This window comes from Maribacter flavus (assembly GCF_008386635.1).
Lineage (GTDB): Bacteria > Bacteroidota > Bacteroidia > Flavobacteriales > Flavobacteriaceae > Maribacter > Maribacter flavus.
The window spans coordinates 1105867-1126457 of the sequence record NZ_VUOE01000002.1 but is presented as its reverse complement, the minus strand read 5'-3'; the positions used below and the strand labels follow the sequence as shown (position 1 = coordinate 1126457).

General features: G+C 42.8%; 16 protein-coding genes and 1 tRNA gene. 11 read left to right on the top strand and 6 right to left on the bottom strand.

The genetic code is table 11. The features are described 5' to 3' along the window. Positions 1-189: 189 nt before the first annotated feature. Positions 190-1176: an Ig-like domain-containing protein gene (locus F0361_RS15250; RefSeq protein WP_154919862.1), complete on the top strand. Its 987-nt coding sequence runs from the start codon at positions 190-192 to the stop codon at positions 1174-1176. A gap of 692 nt (positions 1177-1868) precedes the next feature. On the opposite strand, the gene F0361_RS15245 is transcribed toward F0361_RS15250, so the two are convergent. After that, positions 1869-1953 (bottom strand) — tRNA-Ser (locus F0361_RS15245). A 175-nt stretch (positions 1954-2128) separates the two neighbouring features. Here F0361_RS15245 and F0361_RS15240 point away from each other — a divergent pair. From F0361_RS15240 to F0361_RS15195, 10 genes are all read left to right on the top strand, one after another. Further along, positions 2129-2323 (top strand): helix-turn-helix transcriptional regulator, encoded by a 195-nt coding sequence (locus F0361_RS15240; RefSeq protein ID WP_154919860.1) that lies wholly within the window; start codon positions 2129-2131, stop codon positions 2321-2323. Between the two features lie 4 nt (positions 2324-2327). Beyond that, a complete protein-coding gene (locus F0361_RS15235) occupies positions 2328-3896 on the top strand; it encodes a type I restriction-modification system subunit M (protein ID WP_154919858.1) in 1569 nt (522 codons plus the stop codon). Between the two features lie 3 nt (positions 3897-3899). After that, positions 3900-5144 (top strand): restriction endonuclease subunit S, encoded by a 1245-nt coding sequence (locus F0361_RS15230; protein WP_154919856.1) that lies wholly within the window; start codon positions 3900-3902, stop codon positions 5142-5144. A gap of 1 nt (position 5145) precedes the next feature. Continuing rightward, complete coding sequence (locus F0361_RS15225; RefSeq protein ID WP_161598249.1) at positions 5146-6228, top strand: type I restriction endonuclease subunit R, EcoR124 family; 1083 nt, start codon at positions 5146-5148, stop codon at positions 6226-6228. Further along, on the top strand, positions 6225-9074 hold the full coding sequence (locus F0361_RS15220) for a type I restriction endonuclease subunit R (protein ID WP_154919852.1): 2850 nt from the start codon (positions 6225-6227) through the stop codon (positions 9072-9074). Before F0361_RS15225 ends, F0361_RS15220 begins: the two co-directional genes overlap by 4 nt. Before the next feature lie 163 nt (positions 9075-9237). After that, positions 9238-9732, top strand: a complete 495-nt coding sequence (locus F0361_RS15215; RefSeq protein ID WP_161598248.1) for a RidA family protein — start codon at positions 9238-9240, stop codon at positions 9730-9732. A 318-nt stretch (positions 9733-10050) separates the two neighbouring features. Continuing rightward, positions 10051-10209: a RidA family protein gene (locus F0361_RS15210; RefSeq protein ID WP_154919850.1), complete on the top strand. Its 159-nt coding sequence runs from the start codon at positions 10051-10053 to the stop codon at positions 10207-10209. A gap of 722 nt (positions 10210-10931) precedes the next feature. Further along, on the top strand, positions 10932-12011 hold the full coding sequence (locus F0361_RS15205; protein WP_154919849.1) for an efflux RND transporter periplasmic adaptor subunit: 1080 nt from the start codon (positions 10932-10934) through the stop codon (positions 12009-12011). Beyond that, positions 12011-15091 carry an efflux RND transporter permease subunit gene (locus tag F0361_RS15200; RefSeq protein WP_154919848.1) on the top strand — a complete coding sequence of 1027 codons (3081 nt, stop codon included), beginning with the start codon at positions 12011-12013 and terminating at the stop codon, positions 15089-15091. The genes F0361_RS15205 and F0361_RS15200 overlap by 1 nt, the downstream gene beginning before the upstream one ends. Position 15092: 1 nt before the next feature. Beyond that, positions 15093-16403, top strand: a complete 1311-nt coding sequence (locus F0361_RS15195; protein ID WP_154919846.1) for a TolC family protein — start codon at positions 15093-15095, stop codon at positions 16401-16403. 18 nt (positions 16404-16421) lie between these two features. Here the strand turns inward: F0361_RS15195 and F0361_RS15190 are convergent, their stop codons facing one another. From F0361_RS15190 to F0361_RS15170, 5 genes are all read right to left on the bottom strand, one after another. Beyond that, the gene (locus tag F0361_RS15190; RefSeq protein ID WP_154919844.1) at positions 16422-17732 is read right to left on the bottom strand and encodes a DUF3570 domain-containing protein; all 1311 of its coding nucleotides are present in this window, start codon (positions 17730-17732) and stop codon (positions 16422-16424) included. A 21-nt stretch (positions 17733-17753) separates the two neighbouring features. Further along, positions 17754-17966 carry a DUF4266 domain-containing protein gene (locus tag F0361_RS15185; RefSeq protein WP_138258397.1) on the bottom strand — a complete coding sequence of 71 codons (213 nt, stop codon included), beginning with the start codon at positions 17964-17966 and terminating at the stop codon, positions 17754-17756. After that, entirely contained in the window at positions 17963-18943 is a 981-nt protein-coding gene (locus tag F0361_RS15180) for an FAD:protein FMN transferase (protein WP_154919841.1), read from the bottom strand. Before F0361_RS15180 ends, F0361_RS15185 begins: the two co-directional genes overlap by 4 nt. A 1-nt stretch (position 18944) precedes the next feature. After that, a complete protein-coding gene (locus tag F0361_RS15175) occupies positions 18945-19388 on the bottom strand; it encodes a thioredoxin family protein (RefSeq protein WP_154919839.1) in 444 nt (147 codons plus the stop codon). Between the two features lie 63 nt (positions 19389-19451). After that, positions 19452-20588, bottom strand: coding sequence for an efflux RND transporter periplasmic adaptor subunit (locus F0361_RS15170; RefSeq protein WP_154919836.1), 1137 nt, complete (start codon positions 20586-20588; stop codon positions 19452-19454). Positions 20589-20591: the final 3 nt, after the last annotated feature.

Sequence of the window (20591 nt, the reverse complement as noted above, 5' to 3'; positions counted from 1 at the left end):
GTTGGCTCTCATTCTTGAAGGTCAAAGAACGATTATTGATTTTAACTATTAACGTAATACCTACTTTTGGTCAAAGATCTTTCCATAGGCTTTCGCCTCTAGAGGGGTTTACCTCATCATTTTGGACATTCACAACATAAAATTGCCATTGTCTTCATTATTCTTAAAATTGGTTTATTATTAGAAAAAATGAGTGTTCGCAGTTTTTTGGTTGTTTTACTGTTATTGTCCTCCATATTGGCGGTTGCACAGAATCTACCGCCAGTTGGCAATGACGATTTTTACAATGTGGGTTACCAAATCCCATTGGCGATAGATGACCTGCAGGGTGTTTTGGCGAATGACACGGATGCCAATTTTGGCACCAACCTTCGATCTAGGACAGCTCCTGTTAGCGGACCAAGTTCAGGAAGCCTTACCTTAGATACTGATGGTAGTTTTTTGTACACTCCCAATACAGGGTTCGTTGGTACTGATAGTTTTACCTATAGGGTATGTGATGAGGGTACTCCAACGGAGGTAGTATCCAGATTTGATTTTGACGATCCCAATTTGGCCCTGGCTACCATTGGACCAAATGCAACTTCTGTAAATCCTGCCGCAGGTCAGACAGGTTGCGGAATCTATTTTCCATCAGGTGCCGGTGGTTCTGCAGGTTTTGACATCAATATACCTAATACGGGAGGTATTTTTGATTTTACCAGTTTTACGGTTTCCTTTGAATACGAAGATCAAGAAAGTACTGCAGATATAATTACTGCCGGAAATTTTAGGGTATACCACATTTCGGGCAATAATATGGGGCTACGGGTAGACGTTATCAATGGATCAACCGGTTTGCCGGATTCCTTTACTGTGAATTTAGGAAGTTTTGTTTCCGGTAATGTGCCATATACCATACATTATGACGAACTCTCCGGAAACGTTACCTATACGGCAAATGGTGCAACCAGCGTTTTTGCATTGGCACCCGCCTTTTCTCCCCTAAATACGGGGTTGGCTACAAACATTATTTTGGGTAGGTTCATGGATGGTAGTGGATCTTCAAGGCCCTCATTGTGCAGTATGGAATTTGTGGACAATAGCTACCTGTGCGATACCGCAACGGTATATTTAAACGTTGTCGCCAATATCGTGACCAATAGAAGAATTACGTATAGGGTAAAGCGCAATTGACGAGCCTTTGTTGTTTTTATCCTATCCTTATACTTTCCAAATGGCACCTATGACCTAAGGAATTTAATACATTACGCATTGTGGACTGGGTGGCAAAAGTTGTAGAAGAAATGGATGCCATCGGATTTTTTGAATATTTCTACTATTGGATTATTTATTTGAATTGAAGCAGGTGGTAAGGCTTCCAGTTTATGGTATTTCCCGGAATAGGCACGACTACGTACACACAAAAACCCTCCACAAATAGCGTTTGTTGGTTTTGTATGTTCAATCGTTTATGAGATTGGACTTTTGGTAATAAGGAATTTACTTCGTGCATCCCAAATGGGTATCCCGGGCAAGCATAAAACCCTTCACAAACTGCGTTTGTTGGTTTTGTATTTTCAATCGTTAATGAAATTGGACTTTTGGTTATAAGGGATTCACTTCGTGCATCCCCAATGGTAATCCCGGGCAAGCATAAAATCCTTCACAAACTGCGTTTGTCGGTTTTGTATTTTCAATCGTTAATGAAATTGGACTTTTGGTAATAAGGGATTCACTTCGTGCATCCCAAATGGGTAATCCCGGGCAAGCATAAAACCCTCCACAAACTACGTTTGTTGGTTTTGTATTTTAATCCGCTTACAAAAGCAGGCTTTTGACGCTTCTTAAAGTACAAAACCCGCAACTCTCGTTGCGGGTTTCTTTTGCGGAGGAAGAGGGATTCGAACCCCCGGAGGTGTGACCCTCAACAGTTTTCAAGACTGCCGCATTCGACCACTCTGCCATTCCTCCTTAGCGGGTGCAAATATAAAACCCTTTTTTTATCTTTTACAAACTTTCGAGACTTAATTCCACAAAGGGTATCAATCCATTGTTTTAGGGATGGGGAAAATCATGAATCATTTTGGTTTTATTTCTTTTATGTTGAGATATGATTGTATTTTAGATTTTTAAGTTTTACCAAGTGATGAACCGAATTAAAGAGGTTTTGGACAGGAAAGGAATAAAGCAAACTTGGTTGGCTGAACAACTCGGAAAGAGTTGCAATATGGTGAACGGATACGTCCAGAACCGACAACAGCCTAGACTTGAAATTCTCTTTGAGATTGCCAAAATCCTTGAAGTAGAAGTGAAAGACTTAATTAAAGAAGAAAAAAACTAACTATATGTCTGAAGACCAAAAGAAACTATTGGAAAGCCAATTGTGGGGCATTGCCAACTTACTCAGAGGAAAAATAAGTGCGGACGATTACCGCGATTACATACTTGGTTTTATCTTTTACAAATACCTATCAGAAAAGCAATTGCTCTATGCCAATGAATTGCTTGTTGGTGAAGCGGTAACTGATTACACAAAAGTAACTGACCAAGACACCTTAGAAGCCATCAAGGAGGAGTCTTTACTGAAATTGGGTTATTTCTTAGAGCCTTCTCAACTTTTTTCAGTATTAGCTGCTAAAGGAAATGCAGACACAGAAAGCGAAAGCAACTACATTTTAGAAGACCTAAAATCTGTGCTTAATCATATTGAGCAAAGTACTATGGGTACAGAATCCGAAGAGGACTTTAACGCATTGTTTGAAGACTTGGATTTGAACTCAACCAAAATTGGAAGAACAGTTGGTGCTCGAAATGAAATCATTGTAAAAATCTTGATGTATTTGGACAAGATTGATTTCAAATTAGAAGAAATTGAATCGGATGTGTTGGGTGATGCTTACGAATACTTGATAGCCAAATTTGCAGCAGGAGCAGGAAAAACAGCAGGAGAATTCTACACGCCTCAACAGGTTTCTAAAATACTAGCCAAAATTGTTACCACAGGGAAATCAAAAATAAAATCCGTTTATGACCCAACTTGTGGTTCGGGTTCTTTGCTTTTACGAGTAGCTAAAGAAGCTGATGTAAGTGAGTTTTACGGACAAGAATTAGGACGCACCACCTACAACCTTGCCCGCATGAACATGATTTTGCATGATGTGCATTTCCGTGAGTTCAACATTATGCAGGAAGACACCTTGGAAAATCCGCAACATTTAGACAAACGCTTTGAAGCAGTGGTAGCCAACCCGCCTTTTTCTGCTCATTGGAAAAGTGATGCCAATCCATTGTTTAATACGGACGAACGCTTTAGCCAATATGGACGTTTAGCACCTAAAACCAAAGCAGATTACGCCTTTTTAACCCACATGCTCTATCAGTTGGCAGACAATGGCATAATGGCAAGTGTATTTCCGCATGGCGTTTTGTTTAGAGGAGCAGCCGAAGGGCATATCCGTGAGTACATCATTAAAGAAATGAACGCCTTGGATGCTGTGATTGGGTTACCTGCCAATATCTTTTACGGCACCTCTATTCCTACCTGTATTCTAGTACTTAAAAAATGCCGTGAGGTAGATGACAACATTGTGTTTATTGATGCCAGCGGAGACGACCATTTTGTAAAAGAAGGCAACCAAAACGTATTGCGAGATGAAGATGTAGAACGTATTGTAAATACCTATCGCAACCGGGAAACAGTAGACAAATACAGCTATGTAGCCCCTTTGGCTGAAATAGCCGAAAACGATTACAACCTGAATATTCCACGCTATGTGGATACGTTTGAAGAAGAGGAGCCTGTGGACTTGGATGCAGTTTCTGCGGAATTGAAAACCATTGAAAGCGATTTGCAAAGCACCAATGAAACCATTGCAGAATTCTGTGCTGAACTGAATATCTCAACACCATTTTAAATTATGGCAGAAGTACAATTAACACCTTTGTTGAGATTTCCTGAATTTGAGAATAATTGGGAAACTCTAACATTAGAGAAAATGTCATCAAGAATTGGAGATGGAATTCATGGCACACCTCAATATGACGAAGAAGGTGCATACTTCTTTGTAAATGGAAATAACTTGTCTAATGGTAGAATTGAAATAACCGAAACCACCAAGAAAGTTTCAGAGGAAGAACAACAAAAGCACTACCGCGAATTGAATGACAGAACTATTCTAATGTCTATCAATGGAACAATTGGAAATCTTGCATATTACAACAATGAACCAGTAATGTTGGGCAAAAGTGCAGCTTATATAAATCTGTTACCTGACTTTGAGATTAGTTATGTATTCAATTACCTATCAACAAGAAAGATTCAAGCGTTTTTCCATTCTGAGCTGACAGGTTCAACAATAAAAAATCTATCGCTTCGAACAATACGAGAAACCAAGCTTCATCTTCCTACTGATACCCCCGAACAACAAAAAATAGCCTCATTCCTAACAGCAGTTGACGCACGCATCCAACTCTTGCAAAAGAAAAAAGCCAAGCTTGAAGAGTACAAGAAAGGCGTGATGCAAAAACTCTTTTCGCAAGAAATCCGCTTTAAAAATGAAAACGGTAATGACTTTCCTGATTGGGAGGAGAAGAGGTTGGGAGAAATTGGAGCAACATTTAATGGCTTAACAGGTAAAACCAAAGATGATTTTGGAGAAGGAAAACCTTATGTACAATACATGCAAATTTTCAGTAATTCTAAAATTATCATTGAGGACTTTGGTCTAGTTAAAATTGATGAAGGAGAAAATCAAAGCAAGGTTCAATATGGGGATGTGTTCTTTACGACTTCCTCAGAAACGCCAAATGAAATAGGTACTGCTTCTGTTATGCTTGATGAAATTGGAGATGTATTCTTAAATAGCTTTTGCTTTGGATTTCGCCCGAATTCACTTTCTGAACTTGTTCCATACTTTTCTCGCTACTTGTTCAGAAGTGCACTTTTTAGAAGAGAAATAATAAAACTAGCACAAGGAAGTACACGGTTCAATATGTCTAAGGTAGAATTAATGAAACTGAAAGTATTTCTGCCAAGAGAGAAAGAACAAATCAAAATAGCTGAATTTTTAACTTCTTTGGATGATTCAATTGAATCAATTGAGAATGAAATTGACGCTTCAATGGAATACAAAAAGGGTTTACTTCAAAAAATGTTTGTGTGATATGGAGAAAACCCGAGCCATGATATCAGCAAACGCAGAAAAACATTCTCATTTTGAGGAGTACTTCAAAATTATTGAAATAATAGAAGAGCATACACTCATTAATCCTGATGTCTGTATTGAAAGTTGTAAGGCTTTAGTAGAAGGTATCTCAAAAACGATTCTTATAAACCTTGATAACACAAAAACAACCGAAAATATAGATAAAGATGACTTACCTAAATTGTTCAAAGATGCAATGCGAATATTATCCGATGAATGTGAAGATTTAGATGGAGATTTTGCAGCTAGGTTTTCTGCAATAATTCAGGTGATTGGTGAAATAAGAAACAAACGAAGCGATATTTCACATGGCAGAATGGCACCTAAATTCATATTCAGTTCTTCCAAATTAGCTTCTACAGTTGTGAATATGACCGACAGTATGTTAGAGTATATCTTGGAACACTATTTCAGTTTAAACCATACTTCGGACAGTGCATTAGACTATGCTTCAAAAAAAATGAAAGCTTATAATGATTGGCTCGATGAAAGTGTCGAATTTCCTATTAAAAAAGCACGTTTTAGCAAATTACTTTTTGAAAATGATTATGATGAATATGAAAATAGGTTTCGAAATGAATTCAGTCAGGATATCGAAGAAGAATTAAAAGAGGCTGTATCAAGCATTGTTGATAGCCTTTTTATATCTGCGACAAAAAGAGAATCTAAAATCAAGAAGAAAATACCAGTTGAAACTAAAAAAGAAGCGGCCGTCATTACAGCTGAAAAAGAAAAGACTGCAGAGCAAGAAGAAAAGATAATTGAAAAACTAGTTTCTGACTTTGATGAAGATACTTTTTGGTCGGAGGCTAAGAATCGAGCTCTTCAAGAATTTGCAGAGGCAGAAAATTTAAAAAGTGAAGAATTAATAGAGGTGGTTAATGAATATCTATTCAGCGAAAAACCACCATTAAGAGACGATGTGGCTAAAACCATGAACGAACGACCAAAACTATCAGAGTTCAAAACAGTAGTTCCAAATTTGACAGAAAAAATAGTGGCTTTTGCCAATGACCTAAAAAATCCAGAAGCAGAAGCATGACCACACAGCCCGAACAAATATTAGAAAACAACTTAGTTACTCAGCTTGAAAAGTTAGGCTATAAAAAAGTGGTAATACGTGATGAAAATGACTTATTGGCTAATCTCAAAAAGCAACTAGAAAAACACAACAAAGTACAGTTAAGCTATAACGATTTTAAGCAAATCCTGAATTTCATCAACAAGGGAAATGTATTTGAACGGGCTAAAATATTGCGAGACCGTGTGCCTTATACCAATGACAAAGGCGATACCAAAACGGTAGAACTCATCAATCAAATTCATTGGTGCCAAAATGAGTTTCAAGTGACGCAGCAAATCGCCATGAAAGGCACGCACAAAAACCGCTATGATGTAACAATTCTCATTAATGGTTTGCCATTGGTTCAAATAGAATTGAAGCGAAGAGGTTTAGAACTTAAAGAAGCATTCAACCAAACCAATCGCTACGAAAGACATTCGTATTGGGCAGGTCATGGCTTGTTTCAATTTGTACAAATATTCGTCATTAGCAATGGCGTAAACACCAAGTACTATGCAAACTCACCACTAAAAGCACGCTCGTTCAAACAGACTTTTTATTGGGCTGACGAAAAAAACCGTTTGATTACCCAATTGGCGGCATTTTCAGATTTGTTTTTAGAGCCTTGCCACATTTCTAAAATGATTACCAAATATGTGGTGCTCAACGAATCGCAAAAAATATTGATGGTGCTTCGCCCCTATCAATTCTATGCAGTTGAGAATATTGTAGAGCGGGTAAAAACAACTACCAAGTACGGTTACATTTGGCACACCACAGGATCGGGTAAAACCTTAACTTCCTTCAAGGCGGCTCAAATCCTAACCAACTTAAAAGAGGTGCACAAAGTAGTTTTTGTGGTAGACCGCAAGGACTTGGATTATCAAACTACAAAAGAATTTAATGCTTTCAGTAAAGGAAGTATTGATGGAACTAATAACACCAACACCCTAGTCAAACAACTTGCAGGCGATAACAAACTGATTGTTACGACCATTCAAAAGTTGAATACTGCCATTAGCAAAACCCGCTATTTGGGTAAAATGGAAGCTCTGAGAAACGAACGAATTGTATTCATTTTTGATGAGTGCCACAGAAGTCAGTTTGGTAAAACCCATGAAGACATCAAGAAGTTCTTTTCAGAATGCCAGATGTTTGGGTTTACAGGTACACCCATCTTTGAACCCAATGCAGGTACAAACCAATATGGTAAACGAACAACAAAAATGCTTTTTGGTGATTGTTTGCATAAATACGTAATCACAGACGCAATTAGGGATGAAAATGTATTAAAGTTCTCTGTTGAATATATAAGAACCTTCAAAAAGAAAGATGAAATTTTTGACATCAATGTAGAAGCCATTGATGAAAAAGAAGTAATGGATGCGCCCATGCGTTTAGACAACATTACCGAATACATTATTGCTAATCATAATCGAAAGACACATAGCAGAGAGTTTACAGCTATTTTCTGCGTTTCAAGTGTCCCCATTCTTATTGAGTATTACAAATTGCTTTTAAAGAAAAAAGAAGAAGGCAAGCACAATCTTCGATTGGCAACCATTTTTTCATATTCAGCAAATGAGGAAGACAAAGATGCGGTTGGTTTTGTAGATGATGATGAGTTTTTAATGGCTGCTGAACCCCATGCAGAATACAATACTCAACATACAAGAGATGAATTAGAAGATTTCATCAAACACTACAACAAACAGTTTGGAACAAACTACACGAGTAAAGACAATCAATCATACTACAACTATTACAACGACATAGCCAAACGTGTAAAACACCGCCAAATTGATGTTTTGGTTGTTGTAAATATGTTTCTGACAGGTTTTGACAGCAAACACCTGAATACGCTTTATGTAGACAAGAATCTTAAATATCACGGATTGATTCAAGCCTATTCCAGAACAAATCGAATTCTCAATGAAGTAAAATCACAAGGAAATATTGTTTGTTTTAGAAACCTGAAAGATGCAACAGATGAGGCCATAACTCTTTTTTCAAATAAGAATGCCAAGGATGAAATCATCATGCAGCCGTATGAAGATTACGTGGCAAAATTCAACCAAGCATTTATCTCTTTATTAGAGATTGCACCAACTGTAAACAGTGTCAATGACTTGCCGAGCGAAGAGGAAGAATTATCATTCATACAAGCTTTCCGTGAATTAATGCGATTGAAAAACGTATTAGCAACCTTCACCGAGTTTCAGTTTGCCGACTTGTCCATGACTGAACAATCTTTTGAAGATTATAAAAGCAAGTATCTCGACTTATATGACAAGGCAAAAAGTCAGAACCAGAAAGAGAAGGTCAGTATTTTAGGTGATATTGATTTTGAATTGGAATTGATTCATCGTGACGAAATCAATGTTGCGTACATTTTAAAACTACTTGCAAAACTGAAAGACGCATCACCAGAAGAACACGAGAAACAGAAGAAAGCACTGATTGAAATTGTTGCAGGTGACGCTCAACTGAGAAGTAAGCGAGAATTGATTGAGAAGTTCATTCAAGAGAACTTACCGCACATTTCAGATTCAGACGATATTCCAGAAGAGTTTGAAAATTATTGGAGTGAGGAGCGGAAAGAAGCACTCAAGAAATTAAGTGAAGAAGAGAATTTGGACAGTGAAAAGCTTCAAGAAGTAATTGGCAACTATCTCTTTACGGAAAAGAAACCGCTGCGAGATGACGTAATCGGACTTTTAAATAAGAGACCAGCCTTAAAGGAAAGAGCGCCTATCGCCGAAAGAGTAACTGATAAGATATTACGCTTTGTAGAAACATTTATTAACGGTATTTCAAGACCATAAACAAATAATTTGAATAAAAAATTACTTTCCCCATCGCTGGCGCGAGCATCATGCTCGTGCCGCGTTACCCCAAATCATTTAGGCAGTTCCACTAATAAACCGACCAATGAAAGGACAATATAGCAGAGCCAATCGCACAAGAACGAACAAAAAACAAATCCAAATGAAATATGTCTTCCCTTTTATTGCCCTCGCGGTACTTTTGTTCTCCTGCCAACCCAAAACAGATAAAACGGACAAATCCCAACCGCATACCCCGGTAATTATCGGGGCCAAAACCCCACTTACCAAAACCTACATAGACCCCGGTCCGGGGTATTCCCAAGCGGTGGTGGTGGAAGCGAACGGTATAAAGACCATCCATATCTCCGGGCAAGTGGGCACGGGCCCCAATTTTGAAAGCCAGTTAAATGAGGCTTTGGAGGGGCTCTTAAAAACCTTGGAACATTCAGGGGCCAGCTTTGAGGACGTGGTCAAGTACAATACCTATGTTGTGGATTACCAACCCTCCTATCTTGATAGCTTTAGAACCGTTCGCAAACAGCTTTTAGGGGACAAGGATATGCCCGCCAGCACCTTGGTGGGCGTAGAGGCCTTGGGTAAGCCGGAATGGAAGGTGGAGATCGATGCGATAGCGGTAGTGGAAGGAAGAGAGTAATCTACCCTCTTTGACTAGGGTGGGGTTAAAATCCCCTCCGTCTTGTGCGGTGCACAATCCACCTCCCCTTGGTTAAGGGGAGGAGCCCTTTTGCCCCTCTATTCTTCGGAGAAGGAAACAGCACAATTAACTTTAGCGCATAGCAACTGGCCTATTTTGCGTTTCGATAGAAATTAAGGAGTTTTCACTATAGTGCTAGGAAGGCATCCAAAGAGCACTGGACAACGTACAAGCGGTCTGGATGCTGCGGCCGTGGAAAATCCGTAAATTTCAAGAAGCGGAAAATCAGCCTAGCGTTTTTTCGTTCTTTTTTGGGCGATGCAAAAAAGGACAATAATCAAAACGTTTAGAACCCTTCGCAAACAGCTTTTAGGCGATAAGGATATGCCCGCCAGCACCTTGGTGGGGGTAGAGGCCTTGGGTATGCCGGAATGGAAGGTGGAGATCGATGCGATAGCGGTCGTGCAAAAGAAATAAAAAGTCATTTTGAACCATTGGAAAAAATTTTCTTTGAAATGTGAATGACATTTTTTTGAACGGAGTGTGTAGATTTCAATGGTGGTACTATGCTTATAAATAAGAGTTGGTATTGTCCGTTGAAAATCAGCAATAATGAAAGAAGGGTTGGAAGTGCGGTACGCTAGCACAACGCATGTAAACCCGATAGTGAATGGTGCGCAGCAATTGCCTATTTTCAACTTGATTTTATTGCTTCGTTTTTTTATCAAGAAAAAAATGAAGGGAAAGCCACGAGTATAGATGCAATCTAAATATCCGGCAATTATTATTTTAAGAATTATGTCATTGGTAACCGTATAACATGCGTGCGGGAAATCCAATTTCAAAATAGATTTCTCGTCGCTTAGCCTGTCTTGAGCGACAGTCGAAAGACGCTGCGAAATGACCTTTGCCGGGGCAAGCATCATGCTCGTGCTCTATTACCGCATTAAAGCTTTCGCGTTGAAAAGTAATTCAGACTGCTAAGATTTGCTATCCGTCCTTTTTCCCGCTAACACAACCTGTACCAATTCGCTAGCACTCTTTTATTTTTAGTAAATCCCCAAATTCGAGCATATTTAGTTAACTATTCCTCGATTGCACTTGATAACAGGTGTTAAATAAAACATAAGTTTTTCCACCAAAAGCGTATTACAATTAGATTTGAGTTACCAACAAAATCAAACGACCACCTTTTTAACATGAAGTTCAAATATATCATTTACGTGCTGCTCGCCGTGGGTTTGGGAGGCATGATCGTATACCGTATCAATGCCAATGCGGCTATCGGGCAATCGGCCAAACCGGCCAATGAGACCGCCAAGACGACCGTGAAGGGTATGGTGCTAAAGCCCAGAAAATTCGATGATGCCATTTCGCTTTCCGGTACCTTGGAGGCCAATGAACAAATTGAGATCCGGAGCGAGGTTTCGGGCATCGTAAAGAGCATCAACTTTCAGGAAGGAAGTAAGGTTTCAGAGGGGCAGGTACTTTTTAAAGTGGACGATGTGGAACTTCAGGCCCAACTTTCCAAAGCCAAAACGGCCCAAAAACTGGCCGCTGAAAATGAACGTAGGGCCCAATTGTTGTTGGACAAGCAAGCGATCAGTCAGGAAGAATACGACATCGCCAGTGCCGATTTCCAGTCGGCCAGCGCGGAGGCTTCCCTCATTTCGGCCCAATTGTCCAAAACGGTCGTTCGGGCACCTTTTTCGGGCACCATTGGCTTGCGCTCCATATCGGTCGGGACCTATGTCACTCCCACCACCCCGGTCGCCAAGCTCGTAAATACGAACCAGTTGAAGATTACCTTTTCCATTCCGGAAAAATATGCCTCCCAGATACGAAAGGGCTCCAACCTTACCTTTAAAACGTCGGATGCCTCCAGGGACTACTCGGCCACCATCTACGCCATAGAACCGGAGGTAGAGATTGCCACCAGAACCTTGCGCATGCGGGCCGTTGCGGATAATTTGGACGGCACGTTGTACCCGGGTGCCTACGCCAATGTGGTGTTGCCCCTACAGACCGTCGATGACGCGCTTTTGGTTCCGTCGGAGGCCCTGATACCCGTACAGAACGGGAAGAAAATTTTTGTAGCGGAGAATGGAAAGGCCAAGGAAATCGATGTGGAAATCGGTGCCCGCACAGGCTCTGAGGTACGTGTGCTTGCCGGGCTGAACGTAGGCGATACCGTATTGACCTATGGGGTCATGGCCTTAAAGAACGGTGCCGAGGTGAACGTAGAGATAGAGGAATCCAATCAAAACCCGGCCGAGTAATGAACCTGTCCACACTTAGTATAAAACGGCCGGTACTTACCATTGTAATGAACATTACCTTGGTCTTGTTCGGGGTCATCGGGTACACCTATTTGGGTATCCGGGAATTTCCATCCATAGACCCTGCGCAGGTTTCCGTACGGACAAATTATGCCGGGGCCAATGCGGATATCATCGAGTCACAGATTACGGAGCCGTTGGAAAAGGCGATAAACTCCATAGATGGCATACGGAACATTACCTCTTCCAGTGTACAGGGTTCCAGTTCCATCAGCATCGAGTTCAATCTGGATAAGAATCTGGAGGATGCCGCCAACGATGTTCGGGATAAGGTTTCCCAGGCCTTACGGAGTTTACCTGAGGACTTGGATGCTCCGCCGGTGGTCTCTAAGTCGGATGCCGATGCGCAACGGATCCTTTCCATGACCGTACAGAGCGACGATAGGAACATTTTGGAATTGTCAGATTATGCCGAAAACGTCATAACGCCCAGGATAGAGACCATTCCCGGAGTGAGTAGTGTACAGATTTGGGGCCAGCGCAGGTATGCCATGCGCCTTTGGATCGACCCGATAAAATTGGCTTCTTACGGATTAACGGTGGCCGATGTGCGCAGTGCCCTCTTGGCCCAGAATGTGGAACTGCCATCAGGCAAACTAACGGGTGAAAATACGGAACTCGCCGTAAAGACCATTGGAAACCTGCAGACGGAGGAGCAGTTCAACGATATCATTATCCGGGCCGAAGGTGAAAAATTGGTACGGTTGAGCGACATCGGTAAGGCCACGTTGGAAGCGGAGAACATGGAGACCAAGATGAGCGATTCCGGTCAGCCCATGGTGGCGACTGCCGTTATTCCACAACCCGGTACCAACTATCTGGAAATTGCCGAAGCCTTCTACGAAGAGTACGAAAAGCTCAAAAAGGATTTACCAGAGGGATTTAAGTTAAACGTTGTTATTGACGACACGGTTTTTGTAAAAAAGGCCGTAACCGAAGTAGGGGAAACCTTGTTGATATCCATCATTCTGGTCATCCTGGTCATCTATCTGTTCTTTAGAAACTGGTCTATGGCCCTGCGTCCCCTGATCGACATTCCCGTTTCCCTCATTGCCACGTTTTTCATCATGTGGATGTTCGGGTTTTCCATAAATGTATTGACGCTATTGGCCATCGTACTGGCAACCGGTCTGGTAGTGGACGATGGTATTGTGGTCACGGAAAACATCTATAAAAAAGTGGAAGAGGGCATGCATCCCATTGAAGCGGCCATTAAGGGCTCCAACGAGATATTCTTCGCCGTTATTTCCATTTCAATCACCTTGGCAGCGGTTTTCCTTCCCGTGATTTTTTTGGAAGGCTTTGTAGGCCGGTTGTTCCGGGAATTTGGGGTGGTTCTGGGGGCGGCCGTATTGGTGTCCGCCTTTGTTTCCCTTTCTTTGACGCCGATGTTGAATGCCTATTTGATCAAACCCGGAAAGCAGAAACAGTCCAAATTCTATCATTTTACGGAGAAGTATTTTGTAAAAATGAACCAATCCTATGCCGAAAGCCTGCGGGGATTCATGAAGCGCAAATGGCTTAGCTTTCCCATTTTGATAGCTTGTTTGGGGCTTATCGCACTTTTTTACACCTTGCTTCCAAAAGAGACCGCCCCGTATGAGGACCGAAGCTTTGTAAGCCTAAGCGTAACCGCACCAGAAGGTTCTTCCTATGACTATATGGACCGATTAATGACGGATATAACGGAAATGATCAATGATTCCATCCCTGAAAAGAAGGTGAGTTTGGTACTGACTTCGCCGGGGTTCGGTTCGTCGTCCGTGAACAGTGGAAGGGTCTTTATGGCCATTGTGGACCCCAGTGAACGGGAACGTTCCCAAAATGACATTGCGAATGATTTGGGTAGATGGGCCAAGACCTATGTAGGCGGTAAATCCAATGTATCCCAAAAGCCTACCATTTCCGTGAACAGAAGGGGAGGGCCGCCTATCCAATTCATCATCCAGGCGCAGAACTTTGAAAAATTGGAGGAAAAAATACCGGAATTTATGGCCCTTGCGGAACAGGATGAAACCTTCTCCTTTGTGGACGTAAACCTAAAGTTTGACAAGCCGGAAATCTATGTAAATATCGATCGTGAAAAGGCGGAAAGTTTAGGGGTTTCCGTACGTGATGTGGCCCAGACCTTACAGCTTTCCCTAAGCGGACAGCGTTTTGGGTACTTTTTGATGAACGGCAAGCAGTATCAGGTCATAGGTCAGTTCGATAAAAAGGACAGGGACGCACCCGTGGACCTGACCTCCATTTTCGTACGGAACGATGCCGGATTGTTGATTCAGCTGGACAATTTGGTACAAACGGTGGAGCATAGCAGTCCGCCTCAATTATTTCACAACAACCGATACATGTCCGCCACCGTTTCCGCAAATTTGGCTCCGGGCAAGACCATCAACGATGGTATCGAGGCCATGGAAGCGATCAAGGATAAAGTATTGGACGAAACCTTCACTACCGATCTGGGAGGGGAATCCAGGGATTTTGTGGAAAGTAGTTCCAATACCCTTTTTGCCTTTGGGCTCGCCCTGTTATTGATATTCCTTATTCTGGCGGCCCAGTTTGAAAGCTTCATCGACCCTTTTATCATCATATTGACGGTGCCTATGGCCGTTGCAGGGGCCATGTTCTCCTTATGGTTGTTCGGTCAGTCGTGGAACATATTCAGCCAGATTGGGACCATCATGTTGATAGGTCTGGTGACCAAAAACGGTATCCTGATCGTAGAATTTGCCAACCAGCTCCGGGAACAGGGTATGTCCAAAGGGGAGGCCATCTTCAAGGCCTCTGAATCCCGCTTGCGTCCTATCCTGATGACAAGTTTGACCATCGCCTTGGGCGCCTTGCCCATTGCCTTGTCGCTGGGTGCGGCCTCCACCAGTAGGATAGGCATGGGAGTGGTCATCATTGGAGGAACCCTATTTTCACTGGTACTCACTTTATTCGTAATTCCGGCCTTGTATTATTTATGGTCCAAGGATCGCGTGGAACGGCCCGAGTTCAAAGTATTAGAAACCTATTAAAATGCCATACCGAATCCCTTTACGTTCAATTTTTATTTTACTGAACATTTTTAGTATCGCCGCACAGGATGAAGTGCTAACCATCGATGAGACCGTGAAGTTGGCCCTGGAAAACAACTTTCAGATACGAACGGCCAAAAACGACCTAAAGATTGATGAATACGCGGTGAGTCCGGGGTATGCCGGAATGCTTCCGGCCGTGCAAGCCAGTATAACGGACAATAATAGGACCATCAACCTATCGCAAGTACGTTTGGACGGTACCGTACAGGAACTGGACAATGCCGTGAACAACAACCTAAATTATGGTGTGGCCTTGGACTGGACGCTGTTTGATGGCCTTCGAATGTTCGCCAATTATGAGCAATTGAAGGAAAATAGGAACTTGGGGGATGCGGAACTGAAACAGGTCATATTGACGACCGTAGGTGAGGTAATGATTACCTATTACGATTTGGTGCAGCAACAACAGCAACTTTCCGCGTTGGACAGTACCATTTTGATTTCAAAACAACGGGTGGAATTGGCCCAAAACAGGTTTACCATTGGGAAGGCCTCTAAATTGGAAGTATTGAACGCCCAGGTGGATTTGAATACGGACGAAACCCTGATGCAGCGCCAAAAGGAACTGTACGTGAATACCAAAATCCAACTAAACCGACAATTGGCGCGGGACCTGGAAACCGATTTTACCGTGGCCCCGGAAATTTTTGTGGACGAATCCCTGCTGTTGCCTGAACTACAGACCAAGGTCTTGAGCGAAAACCCGCAATTGATGGCCTCGCAGATAAGCAAGCGGATTTCTGAATTGGAATTGAAGCAGATCAAGGCCGCTAGGTTGCCTACCATCACCGCAACCACAGGTTATATCATTAGCGAGTCGGAATCAAGTTTGGGCTTTATCGTATCTTCCAATTCCAAGGGTTTCAGCTATGGCTTTGGAGCCACCTTAAATCTATTTGACGGCTTTACCCAAAACAGGGACGAGAAAATAGGGAAATTGCAGATAGAAAACTCGGAAGTGGCCATCGCCCAGCAAAAGCAGGACTTATTGACTACCCTGGGAACTACCTATCAGACCTACCTGACCAACATGAGCTTGATCGATCTTGAGGGGAACAATGAGGCCATTGCCAAGGAGAATTTGGATATTACGGTAGAAAAGTACCGCATCGGGATTATCCCTCCCATTGAGTTCAGGACGGCCCAACTAAATTATATCAATGCCAAGGTACGGTTCAGCAATGCCAAATTCCAGGCAAAACTCTCCGAAATCATCCTCAAGCAACTGGCGGGAAATTTAACGATCTAGAAAACTACGTACCGCACATCAGTCCATCACAAAGGTAAAACCTCCGGTAACGATGTAGGAGCCAAAGGTGGTATCGCGGTCGTATTTGTAAAATTTCAGGTCGAAGCCCTTAAAGCCGAATTCCCAAATATGCAGTTGGGTAAAAATATCCGTATAGGAAACCCCAAAACCAAATTGGTTGGCTACGTATTGAGACAAATCAAAATCGGATGTATAGAACTCCTGCGTGGATAGATGTGTTTCGTAGCCCCCAAAGTAGTCCGCCGCGGTTTGTTGGTAATAGCGATAGGAGGGGTACAGCGTGAATGTATCCGAAATTTTTACGGGTACCTCCACACTGGCCGTATGGGAATGGATGCCCCAATCGTCCAAATAATAGCGGTAGAAGGTACGTACGGTTATCGATTGGTTCAGGAACCAATTCAGCCTTCCGCCCATGGCAATCTTGAACCGGCTATCGGGTAGGCGCTCCACGTCATCCGCCAATTGAAAACCCTCGATAAAGGAATCCGCCACATCGCTAAAATAGACGCGCTGAAAAGGGGTGGAAAGCAGTCCTTGTTGTTGTACAAGATCCAGGGCGAGCGAGCCCTGAAGGTTTTTATGCAATATCTGTGAAAAGCCCAATCCAAAGGTATAGGAATTCCGGTTCGTTTTCTCGAATTCGGTAAAATTTGGGCTATAGTTTACATTGCCGGTAATTTCCGTCGGTCTAAAAAACCCAATGCCATTGTTCCCAAAGGGCCTTAATTCAAAAGGGTAAATGGTGTTCCAAGAATCCAGATAAACGGTGGCATTGAGGCTCAGTTCCGTATTTTTTTCGTTGAAGAGCCTGGAATAACTTCCGCCGAAACCGATCGAGAAATAATCATACTCCGATGAAACCGAAAGTTTCCCGGAAACGATGTTGTTGCGGTCATCCGAACTGTGGGAGTAAGATCCCGTCAAATTCACCCAAACGTCCCCGCTGGAAGCCCCGGAACTGGCCACGAAAGGATCCGCCCGGCGTACGCCATCAAAGGGGTCGATGTTACTGGAGGATGCCGACGTATAGGCGGATACCCCCGCATCTATGGTGAGCACATCGTCGTCGTTCAAGGGAATGGATACCACAAAAGTACCCGTGGCGTCTGTAAGTTCTTCGGTGCCTATCCCACCACTAACGGCGGCATTGTCACCCGTTTGGGCATAGTAGCTGGAAAGGAAATCGACCTCCGTGGTTTCCAATACCCTTTTTTTATAGGTTTGGACATTGCCCGTATCCTGGGCGGATGCCCAGCACCCAATGCCCAACAAAAAGACAAGTACTAAATTTTTTAAATGGGTCATAGTGAACAGTTCTAGGATTCCTTAGTTACAGCCGCAACCGCCACCTGTTTTTCCACCGTTGGCTCCTGCCGCCGCTTCCCTGTAAGAGTGCATGGTGGTCACATTTCGGTCACAAGGTTGATCGGCCAGAATCATATCCGGATCGTTGATATTTACTTTTTCGTATTCCTTGACTACGACGCAGCTACCTAGGCAAACGCCCATGAGTCCTAGCATCAGCAATTTTTTTATCATAATTTGTCTATTTTGATATGGTCCGATTTTGAAATGTTTCCCTTGTCATCTATGATGATGCATTCCACCTTGGGCAACTGATTGATTCTGTCCAATCCAATTTCCGTTCCCATGACAAAGACCGATGTCGCAAGCGCATCCGCCAGTTCCGCTTTAGGGGCAAAAACGGTCACACTGATGATTCCCGTGGCCGGATAGCCCGTTCGCGGGTCAATGATGTGGGCATAGCGTTTTCCGTTAAAGTTTACGTAGCGTTCATAGTCCCCAGAGGTGACCACGGCACCATCGATTATCGGTAGCAGGGCAAAAACCTTGTTTTTGTCCATAGGGTTGGTAATCGCCACCTTCCAATTTTCGTCGTTGGCCTGTTTTCCCCACGTGTTCATATCGCCGGATGCGTTTATGATGCCAGCTTCCACTCCCTGATCCATTAACAATTGCTTGGCCTTGTCCGCCGCATAGCCTTTGCCTATGGCCCCGAACCCAATTTTCATCCCCTCCAATTTTAGGAAAACGGTACTTTCGTCTGGATCCAATACAATGTTTTGAAACCCGACTTTCGATACGGACGCCGCTATATCTGCTTCGCTGGGCATGACTTTCATGCTGCCATCGAATTTCCAGATTCGGTCCATGGAGGCATAGCTGATGTCAAAAGCACCGTCCGTCAATTTGGATAACCCAATAGCCCTTTGAATGAGTTCAAAAAGTTCAGCATCTACGGTAACGGGCCTGATGCCCGCATTCCTATTAATTTCCGAGGTTTGGGAATTGGGGTCCCAAGAGGAAATCAATTTTTCGATCCGGCTGATTTCAGCGACGGCCAAATCAATATATCCACTGGCAGTAACGGAGTCGGTGGCAACTACGGTAATGTCGAATCGGCTGCCCATCATTTTCAGGGTCCGCTGAAAGTTTTGCTGCGATAGGGCCAACCACGAGGTCAGTAGGACGCAAATAAAGAGTATCTTTTTCAAATTATTCCGTAAAGGAATCCAAAAGTTGTATATAATCCTTTGGGTTCATTTTTTTATAACTGGTCTCACCTTTTACCTTTCCTTGTGCGTCCATGACGACCACAAAAGGAAAGATGCCGTTCTTATTATACTGTTCTGCAAGCTGGGCATTGGCCCTGGCCCGATCTTCGGGTAAGGCGTTCTGTTTTTTTCGGGGAAAGTCCGCTTGGAGCATTACGTAATGGTCCTTGGCGTATTTTTGGAATTCATCCGTACTCCAGACCTCGCGGTCCAGTTTAATGCAGGGCGCGCACCAATCCGAACCCTGGAACACCAAGATAATCGGTCTGTATTTCTCTTGGGCGATTTGTTGCGCCGTGTTGAAATCGGTTTGCCATTCCTGGCCAAAAAGACTTGTCAGTCCTGCAACGAATAAAATGGTAAGCAGTTTTATTTTTAAGTTCATATCTTTTTTATGTTACCCTTTGTCAATTCCTGTACCAAAAGCTTTCGGTTAGAATAGGTTACCTTATTCCCCAATCAGGTTATACGTGCCTTTTGTCAAAAATTGGGTGTTGGGTGCAAAACTGTTGGCTTCTTTAATCACGGAGAAACCATCCAGTTCTTCATCTACAGAAACTTCTTTTTGCGAAAAATAATATACGTCCCCTTCCTTTTTTTCAAAAATCAAAACGTTGGGAATGTTATCTATGGTTACGATGGCATTACTGGGCAAGGCTTTTTCCTGGATATCGTCCGTTATGATGTTCGCTTCCACGAACATGCCCGTTAGGAACTTTTCCTTGCCTTCGTCCTCCAAATGCCCATGTACCTTTATGGTCCTATTCGCATCAATGGAGGTGCCCACCAGATAGACTTTGGCATGGAAGGTGTCTCCAGATGCTTCTGGAATCCTAAAGGTAATTTTTTGTCCTTTCTTTACCTTCATGATGTCCTTCTCAAATACCGATAGTTCCAAATGAACATGGTCATTATTGATGATTTCCATAATGGCCGTGGCTGGCGAAACATAGCTTCCCTTAGTTACGTTGACTTTGGTAATACTGCCGGAAATGGGCGCTTTAATCGACACCGTGGAAACGATTGTACCGTTTTTGACCTGTTCCGGTGAAATGTTCAGCATCTGCAATTGCTTTTGTAAGCCACTATGCCGTGCCAAAGCCGATTTATAATCGCTCTCCGATTTCAAAAAATTCTTTTGTGAGGTGATGTTTTCTTCGGACATGATGGTATGCCGTTCATACTCGGCCTTCAAAAACGAAAGTTGTTCGTTCACTTCCAGATATTGCTGTTGAAGGCTCACAAATTCAGGATTCTCCAAGGTCACCAAGGTTTGCCCTTTGCTTACCTTGTCCCCGATTAAAAATGGCGTGGTTTTAATATAGCCGCCCATGGTGGCGTTTACCATCGCCCTATTTTCTGGCGGTACGTCTATCATTCCGTTTACGCTTACCCTAACCGGAAATGATTTTTCTGTTATGCTTCCCATTTCCATGCCCAGTTGGTCATATTGTGCCTGGGTTACCTCTATAAAAGAGGATATTTCAGTTTCTACCGAAGTTTCGTTGGTACTGCTTTTTTCGCCACATCCTGTAACGCCCGCTAAAAGTACCAGTGTTAGAAAGTAATATATATATGATTTCATGGT

Excerpts from the sequence above, each read along its gene's own strand:
- F0361_RS15250 (WP_154919862.1), top strand. The coding sequence starts at position 190 with ATGAGTGTTCGCAGTTTTTTGGTTGTTTTACTGTTATTGTCCTCCATA.
- F0361_RS15240 (WP_154919860.1), top strand. The coding sequence starts at position 2,129 with ATGAACCGAATTAAAGAGGTTTTGGACAGGAAAGGAATAAAGCAAACT.
- F0361_RS15235 (WP_154919858.1), top strand. The coding sequence starts at position 2,328 with ATGTCTGAAGACCAAAAGAAACTATTGGAAAGCCAATTGTGGGGCATT.
- F0361_RS15230 (WP_154919856.1), top strand. The coding sequence starts at position 3,900 with ATGGCAGAAGTACAATTAACACCTTTGTTGAGATTTCCTGAATTTGAG.
- F0361_RS15225 (WP_161598249.1), top strand. The coding sequence starts at position 5,146 with ATGGAGAAAACCCGAGCCATGATATCAGCAAACGCAGAAAAACATTCT.
- F0361_RS15220 (WP_154919852.1), top strand. The coding sequence starts at position 6,225 with ATGACCACACAGCCCGAACAAATATTAGAAAACAACTTAGTTACTCAG.
- F0361_RS15215 (WP_161598248.1), top strand. The coding sequence starts at position 9,238 with ATGAAATATGTCTTCCCTTTTATTGCCCTCGCGGTACTTTTGTTCTCC.
- F0361_RS15210 (WP_154919850.1), top strand. The coding sequence starts at position 10,051 with ATGCAAAAAAGGACAATAATCAAAACGTTTAGAACCCTTCGCAAACAG.
- F0361_RS15205 (WP_154919849.1), top strand. The coding sequence starts at position 10,932 with ATGAAGTTCAAATATATCATTTACGTGCTGCTCGCCGTGGGTTTGGGA.
- F0361_RS15200 (WP_154919848.1), top strand. The coding sequence starts at position 12,011 with ATGAACCTGTCCACACTTAGTATAAAACGGCCGGTACTTACCATTGTA.
- F0361_RS15195 (WP_154919846.1), top strand. The coding sequence starts at position 15,093 with ATGCCATACCGAATCCCTTTACGTTCAATTTTTATTTTACTGAACATT.
- F0361_RS15190 (WP_154919844.1), bottom strand. The coding sequence starts at position 17,732 with ATGACCCATTTAAAAAATTTAGTACTTGTCTTTTTGTTGGGCATTGGG.
- F0361_RS15185 (WP_138258397.1), bottom strand. The coding sequence starts at position 17,966 with ATGATAAAAAAATTGCTGATGCTAGGACTCATGGGCGTTTGCCTAGGT.
- F0361_RS15175 (WP_154919839.1), bottom strand. The coding sequence starts at position 19,388 with ATGAACTTAAAAATAAAACTGCTTACCATTTTATTCGTTGCAGGACTG.
- F0361_RS15170 (WP_154919836.1), bottom strand. The coding sequence starts at position 20,588 with ATGAAATCATATATATATTACTTTCTAACACTGGTACTTTTAGCGGGC.